The organism is Streptomyces sp. NPDC057638, from assembly GCF_042800315.1.
Lineage (GTDB): Bacteria > Actinomycetota > Actinomycetes > Streptomycetales > Streptomycetaceae > Streptomyces.
On the sequence record NZ_JBHVHF010000053.1, the window covers coordinates 21023 to 33330 of the forward strand.

The 12308-nt window shown below is 72.2% G+C and carries 14 protein-coding genes; 10 read left to right on the plus strand and 4 right to left on the minus strand.

Going from position 1 to position 12308, the window contains the following annotated elements; translation table 11 throughout:
- The first annotated feature begins 18 nt into the window (after positions 1-18).
- The 3 genes from ACFVIM_RS10615 (at position 19) to ACFVIM_RS10625 (ending at position 1683) form a co-directional block, all read left to right on the plus strand.
- On the plus strand, positions 19-858 hold the full coding sequence (locus ACFVIM_RS10615) for a sulfurtransferase (protein WP_384300309.1): 840 nt from the start codon (positions 19-21) through the stop codon (positions 856-858).
- A 29-nt stretch (positions 859-887) separates the two neighbouring features.
- Positions 888-1175, plus strand: a complete 288-nt coding sequence (locus ACFVIM_RS10620) for a DUF1416 domain-containing protein (protein WP_266770873.1) — start codon at positions 888-890, stop codon at positions 1173-1175.
- Positions 1176-1374: 199 nt separating this feature from the next.
- Positions 1375-1683, plus strand: a complete 309-nt coding sequence (locus ACFVIM_RS10625) for a DUF3099 domain-containing protein (protein ID WP_384300321.1) — start codon at positions 1375-1377, stop codon at positions 1681-1683.
- A 147-nt stretch (positions 1684-1830) separates the two neighbouring features.
- On the opposite strand, the gene ACFVIM_RS10630 is transcribed toward ACFVIM_RS10625, so the two are convergent.
- Positions 1831-2193 carry a DsrE family protein gene (locus ACFVIM_RS10630; protein WP_384300310.1) on the minus strand — a complete coding sequence of 121 codons (363 nt, stop codon included), beginning with the start codon at positions 2191-2193 and terminating at the stop codon, positions 1831-1833.
- Between the two features lie 424 nt (positions 2194-2617).
- Here ACFVIM_RS10630 and ACFVIM_RS10635 point away from each other — a divergent pair, with 424 nt between their 5' ends.
- From ACFVIM_RS10635 to ACFVIM_RS10645, 3 genes are all read left to right on the plus strand, one after another.
- Positions 2618-3190, plus strand: a complete 573-nt coding sequence (locus ACFVIM_RS10635; RefSeq protein ID WP_384300311.1) for an FABP family protein — start codon at positions 2618-2620, stop codon at positions 3188-3190.
- A 108-nt stretch (positions 3191-3298) separates the two neighbouring features.
- Positions 3299-3766, plus strand: coding sequence for a Fur family transcriptional regulator (locus ACFVIM_RS10640; RefSeq protein WP_384300312.1), 468 nt, complete (start codon positions 3299-3301; stop codon positions 3764-3766).
- Between the two features lie 18 nt (positions 3767-3784).
- Positions 3785-4750 (plus strand): YgfZ/GcvT domain-containing protein, encoded by a 966-nt coding sequence (locus ACFVIM_RS10645; RefSeq protein WP_384300322.1) that lies wholly within the window; start codon positions 3785-3787, stop codon positions 4748-4750.
- Positions 4751-5158: 408 nt separating this feature from the next.
- Here the strand turns inward: ACFVIM_RS10645 and dtd are convergent, their stop codons facing one another.
- Positions 5159-5596 carry a D-aminoacyl-tRNA deacylase gene (gene dtd, locus ACFVIM_RS10650; protein ID WP_384300313.1) on the minus strand — a complete coding sequence of 146 codons (438 nt, stop codon included), beginning with the start codon at positions 5594-5596 and terminating at the stop codon, positions 5159-5161.
- A gap of 150 nt (positions 5597-5746) precedes the next feature.
- Between dtd and ACFVIM_RS10655 the strand changes: the two genes are divergently transcribed.
- From ACFVIM_RS10655 to ACFVIM_RS10665, 3 genes are all read left to right on the plus strand, one after another.
- Positions 5747-6319 (plus strand): ABC transporter substrate-binding protein, encoded by a 573-nt coding sequence (locus ACFVIM_RS10655; protein ID WP_384300314.1) that lies wholly within the window; start codon positions 5747-5749, stop codon positions 6317-6319.
- A 47-nt stretch (positions 6320-6366) separates the two neighbouring features.
- The gene (locus tag ACFVIM_RS10660; protein WP_384300315.1) at positions 6367-7350 is read left to right on the plus strand and encodes an asparaginase; all 984 of its coding nucleotides are present in this window, start codon (positions 6367-6369) and stop codon (positions 7348-7350) included.
- Between the two features lie 249 nt (positions 7351-7599).
- Positions 7600-8844 carry a GNAT family N-acetyltransferase gene (locus ACFVIM_RS10665; RefSeq protein WP_384300316.1) on the plus strand — a complete coding sequence of 415 codons (1245 nt, stop codon included), beginning with the start codon at positions 7600-7602 and terminating at the stop codon, positions 8842-8844.
- 125 nt (positions 8845-8969) lie between these two features.
- On the opposite strand, the gene ACFVIM_RS10670 is transcribed toward ACFVIM_RS10665, so the two are convergent.
- Together ACFVIM_RS10670 and ACFVIM_RS10675 are read right to left on the minus strand one after the other, a co-directional pair.
- Positions 8970-9725, minus strand: coding sequence for an ABC transporter permease (locus ACFVIM_RS10670; RefSeq protein ID WP_384300317.1), 756 nt, complete (start codon positions 9723-9725; stop codon positions 8970-8972).
- Positions 9726-9799: 74 nt separating this feature from the next.
- The gene (locus ACFVIM_RS10675; RefSeq protein ID WP_384300318.1) at positions 9800-10864 is read right to left on the minus strand and encodes an ATP-binding cassette domain-containing protein; all 1065 of its coding nucleotides are present in this window, start codon (positions 10862-10864) and stop codon (positions 9800-9802) included.
- Between the two features lie 317 nt (positions 10865-11181).
- Between ACFVIM_RS10675 and ACFVIM_RS10680 the strand changes: the two genes are divergently transcribed.
- Positions 11182-11811, plus strand: a complete 630-nt coding sequence (locus ACFVIM_RS10680; RefSeq protein ID WP_384300319.1) for a TetR/AcrR family transcriptional regulator — start codon at positions 11182-11184, stop codon at positions 11809-11811.
- Positions 11812-12308: the final 497 nt, after the last annotated feature.

Below are 12308 nucleotides of genomic sequence, written 5' to 3' on the forward strand. Positions count from 1 at the left end.
CCCCGGAGGAGAGACAGCATGAGCCGCAGCGACGTCCTGGTAGACGCCGACTGGGTCGAGGCCCACATCGACGACCCGCAGGTGGTCATCGTCGAGGTCGACGAGGACACCTCGGCCTACGACAAGAACCACATCACGAACGCGATCCGGATCGACTGGACGAAGGACCTGCAGGACCCGGTCCGCCGTGACTTCATCGACCAGGAGGGCTTCGAGAAGCTGCTCTCCGCCAAGGGCATCGCGAACGACTCGACCGTCATCCTCTACGGCGGCAACAACAACTGGTTCGCCTCGTACGCCTACTGGTACTTCAAGCTCTACGGCCACCAGGACGTGAAGCTCCTCGACGGCGGCCGCAAGAAGTGGGAGCTGGACTCCCGGGACCTCGTCGCCGAGGTCCCGGCCCGTCCGGCCACCGCGTACAAGGCCAAGCCGCAGAACACGGCCATCCGCGCCTTCCGTGACGATGTCGTCGCCGCGATCGGCCAGGAGAACCTGGTCGACGTGCGGTCGCCCGACGAGTTCAGCGGCAAGCTGCTCGCCCCGGCCCACCTGCCCCAGGAGCAGTCGCAGCGCCCCGGCCACGTGCCGTCCGCGCGCAACATCCCCTGGTCCAAGAACGCCAACGACGACGGCACGTTCAAGTCGGACGAGCAGCTGCGCGCGCTCTACACCGACGAGCAGGTCGACCTGGCGAAGGACACCATCGCCTACTGCCGCATCGGCGAGCGTTCCGCCCTCACTTGGTTCGTGCTGCACGAGCTGCTCGGTGTCGAGAACGTCAAGAACTACGACGGCTCGTGGACCGAGTACGGCTCCCTCGTGGGTGTGCCGATCGAGCTCGGCGCCAACAAGTAACCCCTACCCCCCGACCTTGGGAGAGCTGTATGTGTGGAGCGAAGGCCGGTGGGCCCGACGCCTCGACGATCAAGCCCGGTGAGACCACGATCCAGGGCCAGGTGACCCGCGACGGTGAGCCCGTGACCGGCTATGTCCGGCTGCTGGACTCGACCGGCGAGTTCACCGCCGAGGTCCCGACCTCGGCGACGGGGCAGTTCCGCTTCTACGCGGCCGAGGGGACCTGGACCGTGCGCGCCCTGGTTCCGGGCGCCACGGCGGACCGTACGGTCGTCGCGCAGACGGGCGGTCTCGCGGAGGTCGCCATCGCGGTCTGACCGCGCGGCACGCCCCCGGTGAGCCGGGCCCACGGCCAGGACGGCCGGGGCCCGCTCGCCGCCGTGCGAGCCCGATGAACTGGCCGAAGGGCCGCACCTCCGGGGTTTGGACGCCACTGGGATAAGGGGTGCGGCCCTTCGGTCATGCCCGGGGCGGGCGCCTGCCGGTTGCGGTGCGCCGCCTCCGTGCGCCTCTGTTCTGCCGGTACGGCAGGGCGTCTTCTGGGCCTCGCGGTCGTACGCTGGAGACATGTACGCACGGCGTCGGCGGGCGTATTTCCTGCTGATGGGCGGATGCCTGTTCTTGTTCGTGTCCGCCGGGGCCGTCGTGCGCCTCTGGTCGGTACCCGTCGCTGTCGCGATGTGTGTGATCGCGATGGTCATTCCGCCGGTGGCCGCGATCGTCGCGAACCGGCGGGGTCCGGATGACCGCTGGTGGGACGACCCGAGCGGCGACCCGAAGTCCGACGACTGGTGGGACGAACTGGACGGCAAGCGCCGCCACTAGACCACTCGTGCCTTCCCGCCGCCCGTACGTGCCACTCGTGCCTTCCCCCGCCCGTACGGGAGCGGGCGCGCGCCCGGCGTGGGCGCGGCACCCGGTCCCGTATGAGGCTCTATAGGCGCGCGTACGGGTGGGGGCCGGGAGTGTGGGTCAGTAGACGAGCGCCTGGACACCGTCCGCCATGATCTCGCTCACGAAGAGCTGCGCGCCCGCGATACGCACACCGTCCAGGACGTCCTCCTCCGTGATCTCGCGCCGCGCCGCGCACTGGGTGCAGAGCGTGATGCGCCCGGAGCTCTGGATCGCCTCGATGAGGTCCGGCAGGGGCGCCGCGTGGGGGAGGGAGAACTCGGCGGCCCGGCCGGGCAGGGCGAACCAGGAGGACTCCCCGGTCAGCCAGAGGGAGACCTCCACCCCGCTGGCGGCGGCCACGGACGCCACCGTGAACGCCTGAGAGCACCGCTCCGGCGCGTCGGCCCCGGCGGTCACCTTGATCACGAGCTTCTTCGACATGGCCGCACTGTAATCGGGGCGCGTCCGGCGTCCGGGCGGTGCCCACCGCCCGGCGGCGCGCCCGGCCCCCGCCCACCACCCCGGCGCGCCCGTGACCTGCCCGCGCGGCTGGGCGGGTACGCCACCTCACCGAGGCGCCGGGTTCGCCACCTCACCGAGGCGCCGGGTACGCCACCTCACCGAGGCGTCCGGGCCCCTACCCATTAGGCTGGGCCCTGGCCTGTGTTTCGCCCACCGCTCATCCGAGGAGCACCCCGTGCTTGAGGCATTCTTCGAAGCCCTGCTGGTCCTGGTCTGCATCGGCGTCGGCGCCTTCGCCTTCCTGACCGTGAAGAAGCTGTACCAGGGTCAGCGGTAGCGACCGAAGCCTCACCGGCCACCCCCGTCCACCGCCTCCCACCGCCAGAGAACGCCAGAGCTGACCATGATCGAGATTCCGTCCGACCTGAACCCGGGCCTCGTCCCGCTCGCCTTCCTCCTCGGTACGTGGGAGGGCGCGGGCGTCTCCGACTTCCCGGGGGCCGAGAAGTGCAACTTCGGCCAGTCCGTCACCTTCAGCCATGACGGCCGGGACTTCATCGAGTACTCCTCCCACTCCTGGGTGCTGGACGCCGAGGGCAACAAGGTCAAGGCGCTGGAGAGCGAGCACGGCTACTGGCGGATCGACAAGGACCGCAAGGTCGAGGTCGTGATGGTCCGCGACCAGGGCGTCGTCGAGGTCTGGTACGGCGAGCTGGCCGACCAGAAGCCGCAGATCGACCTGGCGACCGACGCGGTCGCGCGGACGGCGGCCTCCGGCCCGTACAGCGGTGGCAAGCGGCTCTACGGCTATGTGAAGGGCGACCTGATGTGGGTCGGCGAGAAGTCCACCCCGGACGTCCCGCTGCGCCCCTACATGTCGGCGCATCTGAAGAAGGTCGTCACCCCGGAGGAGGTCGCGTCCTGGGCCAAGGACCTCGGTGACCTCCCGGACGACGGCATCACCTTCTTCAAGTAGGCCGCTTCTTCAAGTAGGCCGCCCGCTCCTCCCCGAGCTCCCGCGCCCCCCTTCGCGCCCCCCGTCTCCGTACGGGGGCGGCGGTGGGGGCGCGCCTACACTGGGGGCGTGGTGAGCACCGACTGGAAGAGCGATCTGCGACAGCGCGGGTACCGGCTGACCCCTCAGCGCCAGCTGGTGCTGGAGGCCGTCGACACCCTGGACCACGCGACCCCCGACGAGATCCTCGGCGAGGTGCGCAAGACCGCCTCCGGGGTCAATATCTCCACCGTCTACCGGACGCTGGAGCTCCTGGAGGAGCTGGGGCTGGTCTCCCACGCCCATCTCGGCCACGGAGCCCCCACGTACCACCTCGCCGACCGGCACCACCACATCCACATGGTCTGCCGGGACTGCTCGGAAGTGATCGAGGCGGATGTCGAGGTGGTCGCCGACTTCACCGCCAAGCTGCGCGAGCGGTTCGGCTTCGACACGGACATGAAGCACTTCGCGATCTTCGGCCGCTGCGCGGGCTGTACGGGTGGCCTGGCCGTCGCGGCGGTGGACTCGGCTGAGGGTTCAACTACCGAGTCGTAGGCTTTTCCCATGGCCACAGTGAAGAGCCCCCTGCTGTCCCTGCCCGGTGCCGTTCCCGCCGAAGGAGCCGATGAAGGCGTCGCCGCCCATTACGGCGACCTCTTCCGTGAACAGCGCGCCCTCGCGGGCGGGTCCGGGCTGGTCGACCTCTCCCACCGGGGTGTCATCACCATCACCGGCGGCGACCGGCGCGCCTGGCTGCATCTGCTGGTCACCCAGCACATCAGCGAGCTGCCCCCGGGCCAGGCCACCGAGGCGCTGATCCTCACCTCCAACGGGCATATCGAGCACGCGCTGTCCCTGGTGGACGACGGCGAGACGCTCTGGGCGCATATCGAGCCCGGCACCCGGGAGGAACTCGTCGCCTATCTGGAGTCGATGAAGTTCTTCTACCGGGTGGAGGTCGCCGACCGTACCGAGGACTTCGCGGTGGTCCACCTCCCGGCCGGTTCCATCGCCCCGGTCCCGGACGGTGTCACCGTCCGGGAGACCCCCCACGGCCGTGATCTCTTCCTCCCCCGGGCCGACCTCACGGAGTACGCGCGGGCCAACGGTCCGGTGGCCGGGATCCTCGCCTACGAGGCGCTGCGGGTGGAGACCCACCGTCCCCGGCTCGGCTTCGAGACCGACCACCGCACCATCCCGCACGAGCTGGGGCTGATCGGCACCGCCGTGCACCTCCAGAAGGGCTGCTACCGGGGGCAGGAGACCGTGGCCCGGGTGCAGAACCTGGGCAAGCCGCCCCGGCGGCTGGTCTTCCTCCACCTCGACGGCAGCGAGGTCCACCTCCCGGGGCACGGCACGCCGGTCCGGCTGGCCGCCGACGGTCCGGAGGGGCGGCAGCTGGGGTTCGTGACCACCTCCGCCCGCCACCATGAGCTCGGGCCGATCGCGCTGGCCCTGGTGAAGCGGAACGTGCCCGTGGACGCGCCGCTGCTGGCCGGGGAGACGGCGGCGGCACAGGAGACGGTGGTCGAGCCGTAGGGGAGCCGTGGGCGGGCGAGCTGATGGGCTCCCCGCCCGGCCGTACGGGTCGGCGGGAGGCGCGGGGGAGTGCCGTCCCGCTCCGCTGAGAGGCCCGTCGGAAGGCGAGAGGCCCCCGGGAGGACCTGGGAGGCCCCGGGGAGGTTCTGGGAGGCCCCCGGGAGGACCTGGGAGGCCCCGGGGAGGTTCTGGGAGGCCCCGGGGAGGTCCTGGGAGGTCTTGAGAGGGCCGCCGGGGGTCCCAAGCCCCGAGCCTGACAGTTGGGCCCAGCGAGAGGTCCTGCGAGAGGTCCGCCGGGTCGGCTTCGCGCGCCGGCGCCGCGTGTCCGCCGGCTCCGCCCGCCCGTTCCGGGCGGTGCGGCGCGCCGGGCTCACCACCTTCGTACGCCCCGAATGTCCTCGGGTGCTCCTAGACCTCCAGCAGGACCGTGAAGGGGCCCTGGTTGGTCAGCGAGACGCGCATGCTCGCGCCGAAGCGGCCCGTCTCGACCGTCGCGCCGAGGGCGCGGAGGCGGGCGACGACCTCGTCGACGAGGGGTTCGGCGACCGGGCCGGGGGCGGCCGCGTTCCAGGTGGGGCGGCGGCCCTTGCGCGCGTCCCCATAGAGGGTGAACTGCGAAATCACCAGCAAGGGGGCGTTCACGTCGGAGCAGGACTTCTCGTCCTCCAGGATCCGCAGGGACCAGAGCTTGCGCGCCAGCCGTTCCGCTTGCTCCGGAGTGTCCTCGTGGGTGACTCCCACCAGGACACAGAGGCCCTCGCCCGTGATCTCGCCGACCGTCTCGGCACCGGACCCGTCCACCACGGCGACACTCGCGCCGTCCACTCTCTGCACCACCGCACGCATGAGGGCCAACCTAACTGCGGCTGAACGGGTGCAGAGCACCTGCGTGGGACGGTTGCGGAGTGGCACGATGCACAAAGGCGGTGCTTCCCCACGGGCCCTCCGGTTCCTGGGGAGCCCCCATGCACCGGTCGAGGGGATGGTCATAGGCATATGAGCACATTTGGAACCGGGCAGCTCCCGCCCCAGCAGCGCCTCCCCGTCGAGGACCGCTCCGATACGCCCCGCTGCGAACTCCCCGCCCAGCCCCGGTACGACCTCCCGTCCCTGCGCCTGCCGGAGCTGCGGACCCTGCGCCGTGACTCCCAGCGCGACGAGGCCGACCTGAGCTATGTGCGGCGGCTCCTCCAGGGGCGGATCGATATCCTCCACGCCGAGCTGGCCCGTCGTACGGACGAGGTGACACCGGTGGTCGACCGGCTCTCCGAGATCCTCGCCGACACCCCGTCCCGGCAGCGCAGACCAGCTCGCCATGTGACGCTCTCCACGCCCCGGGCCGAGCAGTACCGCAGGCTCGCCGCCGACATGCTCGCCGATGTGGAACTCTCCGATCTCGACGCCCGCACCGATGATGAGCTGCGCGCGGGCCTGGGGCGGCTGATCGGCTATGAGCAGCAGGTTTCCCGTAGTCGTCAGATGCTCCAGCGGACAGCTGACGATTGCAGTGCCGAGATCGCGCGGCGGTACCGTGAGGGCGAAGCGCAAGTAGACGACCTGCTGACCTGAAGAGATCCTTCCGGGAGCGGGTCCCCCTTCCCGGAAGGCCCCCCACGATGACCACGACCGCCATACCTCCGGTGACCCCGGTGATAGCGCCGATCCCCCCGGTCCTCGCGGAAGTGGTGCGTTCCGGTTTCGTGGAGGGCCACCACCGTGGCTCGCTGGTCCTGCTGGCGCCCGATGGCTCGGTCGAGCTGGCGCTGGGTGATCCCGCCGCTCCCGTCTTCCCGCGCTCGACGGCCAAGCCCTTCCAGGCCGCCGCCGTGCTGCGGGCCGGGCTCGATCTGGCGGGTGAGCGGCTGGCGCTGGCCGCCGCCAGTCACTCTGGAGAAACCTTTCACCTGGACCTCGTACGGGCCATGCTCGCCGAGTTCGACATCGCCCTCGACGAGCTGCGCACCCCGCCTGACCTGCCACTCGACCCGGCCGAGGCCGAGCGGTACCTGGCTGCGGGGCGGGTCCGCGACAAGCTCACGATGAACTGCTCCGGCAAGCACGCCGCGATGCTCGCGGTCTGCGCCCGCAACGGCTGGGATCGCGCCAGCTATCTGGACCCCGCCCATCCGCTCCAGCGGCTGATCTCTACGGAGGTGGAGGAGGCCGCCGGGGAACGGATCGCCGCCGTCGGCACCGACGGATGCGGCGCCCCGCTGATGGCGATCAGCCTCACCGGTCTCGCCCGTTCCTTCCGCTCCCTGGTGGTGGCCGAGCCCGGCACCCCCGGCCGGCGGGTGGCCGACGCGATGCGGGCCCACCCGGAGTACGTCGCCGGTACCCGGCGGCCCGACACCTGGCTGATGCGCGCGATCCCGGGGGCGCTCTCCAAGATGGGCGCGGAGGCGGTGCAGGCGGTTGCCCTCGCGGACGGCCGGGCGCTCGCCTTCAAGATCGACGATGGCGCGGGACGGGCACTGGGCCCGGTGCTCGCGCGGGCGCTGGAGCTGATGGGTCTGCGCGATGAGGTCATGGACCGGATCGGGCGCGTACCGCTGCTGGGCGGGGGCGCGGAGGTGGGCGCGGTCCGCGCGGCCTTCTGAGCGGCTTCCCGCGCGAGGTGGCCCACGCGGGTCTGCGCGCTCCCACGGGCTTCGCCCTGACGAGACGCGCCGAGTCTCGGCGAGAGTCACCCCGCCTCGCGTCGCCCGACGCGACCTGGCGTGATGATCGGCCCGGTCCGCCGGGCGGCGGCCGCTTCGACGCCCGCACCCCCGTCCACCAGCACCGGGACCGCCGGGCGGAGGGAAAATCGCGCGACTTTGACCGGTGACATGCCTAGCGTGGGGCGCATGACCCTTGAGACCCGTGTTGTCACCGAGGCCGAGCTAGCCGACTGGATCCGCGCGGTCTCCAATGGCTTCCTGCGAGCGACGGTCGTCACCGACGCCCAGGTGGCATCGCGCCGCGAAGGGCTTGATCTCTCCCGTACGTATGGAGTCTTCGACGGCGGCCGCTGTGTCGCCACCTACCGCTCCTTCGGCCAGAAGCTCACCGTCCCCGGCGGCGCCCGGGTCGCGGCGAGCGCGGTCAGCAGCGTGACCGTCGCTCCCACCCACCGCCGCCGTGGCCTGCTGAGCGGGCTGATCACCGACGACCTCGCCGCCGCCAAGGAGCGCGGTGAGGTGGTCTCCACCCTGATCGCCGCCGAGTACCCGATCTATGGGCGGTACGGATACGGCTGCGCCACCAGCACCACGGAGTGGTCGCTCGACCTGCCCCGCACCGGACTCGGCCGCCGCTGGTCGAGACCCGCCGACGGCGGCCGGATCGACTTGGTCGACGGTGCCGAGGTGCGCAAGGTCGGCCCCGAGCTGCATGAACGATGCGCCGCGCACCAGCACGGCGTCGTCAGCCGCGACGACTACTGGTGGCGGGGGTCCACGGGCGCGCTGGACGAGCCAGTCTTCCCCTGGGTCGAGCCCTTCTACGCGGTCTACCGCGCCGCCAACGGCGAGGTCGAGGGCCTGCTCACCTATCGCACCGACGACGTCTGGAGCGACAGCAAGCAGCCTCAGTGCGCGGCGAACGTCGGCGACCTGGTGGCCGTCACACCCGCCGCCGAGCGCGCGCTGTGGCACTACCTCGCCTCGGTCGACTGGATCACCACCGTACGTTCGGGCTTCCGGGCGCCGGACGATCTGCTGCCCCGGCTGCTGCCCGACCCGCGCGCCGCCAAGGTGATCAAGCAGGCGGACTGGCTGTGGGTGCGGATCCTCGACGTCGTACGCGCCCTGGAGGCGCGTACGTATGACGTCTCCGCGACGCTCGTCCTCGAACTGCGCGACCGTCTCGGCCTCGCGGGCGGCCGCTACCGGCTGGAGGTCTCGCCGGAGGGCGCCCGGTGCGCGCCGACCGCCGAGGCGGCCGATCTGACGATGGACATCGGGGTGCTCGGGTCGCTCTACCTCGGGGACGAGAACCCGGTGCGGCTGAAGGCGCTCGGCGAGCTGGAGGAGCACCGCGCGGGCGCGGCGGCCGAGGCGGACCGCGTCTTCCGGACCGCGCGCAAGCCGTGGTGCCCGGACGTGTTCTGACCCGGATACCGGGCTGAGCAGGCCGGGGCCGGGCCGGTGCGGGGGCGTCACCTCTCGTACCGGCCCTTCCTCTCGTACCGGCCCGGTCGCGGTGCCCCGTACGGCGCTTCGGTGTCGCGGACGGGTCAGCCGGTACGGAGACGGAAGAGCCGCTCCGACAGCGCGACCGCCACCGCCGCGATCCCTGCGCACCACAAGAGCGCCGCGTACGGGGTGCTCCCCACGGGCTGTCCCAGCAGCAGCCCGCGCAGGGACTCGATCACCGGGGTCGCGGGTTGGTGGTCGGCGAAGGCGCGGAGCCAGCCCGGCATGGACTCCACCGGCACGAACGCGCTGCTCGGGTAGGGCAGAAAGGTCATGAAGAAGGTGAAGCCGCCCGCCGCCTCGGGCGTGCGCGCGAGCAGTCCCACCGCCGCCGCGAGCCATGAGATCGCCACCAGGAACGCCACGAGCAGCGCTCCGGCCGCCAGCCAGCCCGCCGCCGACGCGTCCGGGCGGAAACCCATCAGCAGGCCGGCGCCGAGGACCAGCGCGGTGGAGACCAGGTTCCGCAGGGTGCTGGCGATGACATGCCCGGCCAGCATCGCCGTACCGCTGACATCCAGCGCGCGGAAGCGGTCGACGACACCGCCCTTCATGTCCTCGCTGACCGCGACCGCCGTGTTCGCCGCGCCGAACGCGGCACAGAGGACGAGGATCCCGGGCACGACATAGGTGATGTACCGGGTGCCGGTGTCGATCGCGCCGCCGAGGAGATAGACGAAGACCAGCAGCAGCATCAGCGGCAGCGCCAGGGCCACCACGAGCGCGTCGACCGCTCTGCTGCTCAGCCGGATGGCCCGCCCGGCCATGGCCGTGGTGTGGATCAGGGCGTCGGGCATGAGTGGTCCCCTCCGGCGTGGTGGATCAGGGCGTCGGGCATGAGTGGTCTCCTCCGGCGTGGTGGATCAGGGCGTCAGGCATGAGAGGTCCCCTCCGGCGCGGTGGGTCCGGCGGTCAGCGCCATGAAGACGTCGTCGAGGGTGGCCCGGCGCACGGTGAAGCGCCGGACGTCCGTCAGATCCGGGTCGGCGAGGTCGAGCAGTACCCGGACGTCGTGGGCCTCGCCGGTGGTGGGGAGGTCCAGGGTGTGGGCCGCGCGCTCCGCGTGCGGGGTGGCCCCGAGGCTCTGGTCATACGTTCCGCCGAGCGTCAGCAGGGCCCCGGCCGACAGCCGGTCGCGGACCCGCGCCCACGCCTGCGGCCCGTCCGTCACCAGCTCCAGACGGTGGCCCGTGACACGGGCCTTCAGCTCGTCGGCGGTGCCCTGGGCGACCAGCCGTCCCCCGTCGAGTACGGCGATCCGGTCCGCGAGCCGGTCGGCCTCCTCCAGGTACTGCGTGGTGAGGAAGACCGTCGCCCCGCCCGCCGACAACTCGGCGACGATCCGCCACAGTTCGGCCCGGCCGCGCGGGTCGAGCCCGGTGGTGGGCTCGTCGAGGAAGACCACCCGCACCTCGCCCACCAGGCCCGCCGCCAGATCGAGCCTGCGGCGCATCCCGCCGGAGTAGGTGGCGACGGGGCGCCGGGCGGCGCCGGTCAGGTCGAACCGTTCGATCAGCTCGGCGGTGTGGCGCCGGGCGGCCGGGCGGGACATCCCGCGCAACCGCGCGACCAGGCGCAGGTTCTCCTCGCCGGTCTGCCGCTCGTCCACCGCCGCGTACTGGCCGGTCAGACCGATGGAACGGCGCACCCGCGCGCGCTCGGCGACCACGTCGAAGCCCGCCACGCGGGCGTGGCCCGCGTCGGGGGTGGTGAGTGTGGTGAGCAGGCGGACGGTGGTGGTCTTGCCGGCGCCGTTCTGGCCGAGGAGCGCGAAGACCGAGCCGGGCGCGACGCGGAGATCGACACCGTCGAGAACCGTGGTCCGGCCGTAGGACTTCGTCAGGCCCTCGGTCTCGATGGCGGGCGGAACGGAGGTGGTGTGGGGGAGGGGCGTGGGGCGGGTGGTGCGGGGTGGGTCGGCGCGATGGTCGGTCATGACGGATCACCCTTCTGCGTATGGCATACGCTGTACTGCGTAAGGCTTACGCATTACTAGGATGGGCGTCAAGCGAGCGGCGGAGGGTGAGGGTGGCGAGGGTGATGGGCGACGGCGGTGCTTCCCCTGGCGGAGGCCCCCGGGGGCGGGGTCCCGGCGGTCGCGGGGGCCCGGGCAGCGGATCCGGTGGCGGCGAATCGACCCGTGGTGCGTCGGGCCGTGGTGCTTCGGCGCGTGACGAACCGGGTCCTGGTGCGTCGGGCCGTGGTGCGTCGGCCGGTGGCGGGGCGGTGCGCGGCGGGAGCCCGGATGGTGGCGTGGCCCAGGGCCCGGTTGGTCTCCGGGAGCGCAAGAAGCAGCGGACCCGGCAGGCGCTCTCCGACACCGCCATCGCGCTCTTCCTCGCCCGGGGGTACGACGGAGTCTCCGTCGCCGAGGTCGCCGACGCGGCCGAGGTCTCCAAGCCCACGCTCTTCCGCTACTTCCCGGCGAAGGAGGACCTGGTCCTGCACCGGTTCGCCGACCATGAGGACGAGCTCGCCCGGGTCGTCGCCGCCCGCCCGGCGGGCGTCTCGCCGCTGGACGCGCTCCACCGCCACGTCCTCGACGGCCTGCGCCGGCGCGACCCGGTGACCGGAGTCAGTGACGACCCCCAGGTGCTCGCCTTCCTCGCCCTGCTCTACGGAACCCCCGCGCTGGTGGCCCGGCTCCACGCGTACCAGACCCGTTCGGAGGCGGCGCTCGCGGCGGCGCTCGGCGGCGGGCTGGCCGCCGCGCTGGCGGCCGGTCAGATCGTCGCCGTGCTGCGGGTGCTCGCCGAGGAGAACGCGCGCCGGATCGCGGCCGGGGTGAGCGCCGCCCTGGTCCAGTCGGCCGCCGAGGATGCCACCCGGCTCGCCTTCGACCAGTTGCGCCAGGGGTTCGCCGAAGGGGACCCCGACGCATGAGGCCCGGTCAGAAATATCCCGCCCGGGGCGTCATGGGCGGGAGTGACGGACCCACCCGGGGCGCCTGGAGGGCCACGGTGATGACGCCGTAGGGGAGGGGCTGGCCCGGGAGTTTCGATCGGCGTCATCGCCTGCGAGGCGGACGTTCAGCGGTTCGGCGCGGTTCTTAGGGTGGCGGGGCCCGGGGGTGTCGCAGCCCGGATCCGTGTGACACCAGAGGAGACGCGCGGGTGCCCCTGGTGCCCGCGTCGCTGGTGAGGGTCCCGGGTGGCGTCCCCGTTGGCCCGGGGCCATCGTGGCGGCGGGGGAGCACGGAACGCACCGCGTCTCTGTCGCGCCCCCGGGCGACGGCGCGCCTCGACCTCGTCCACCCGGGTCGTGCTTCCCGAGCGTCTCAACGCGGCGCTGTACGAAGCGATCTGACGCGGAGCCGCGCGCACGTACGCCGCGAGGCGTCGCGGACGAACGCGGCGGGCGGCTCCCCTGGTGAGGGAGCC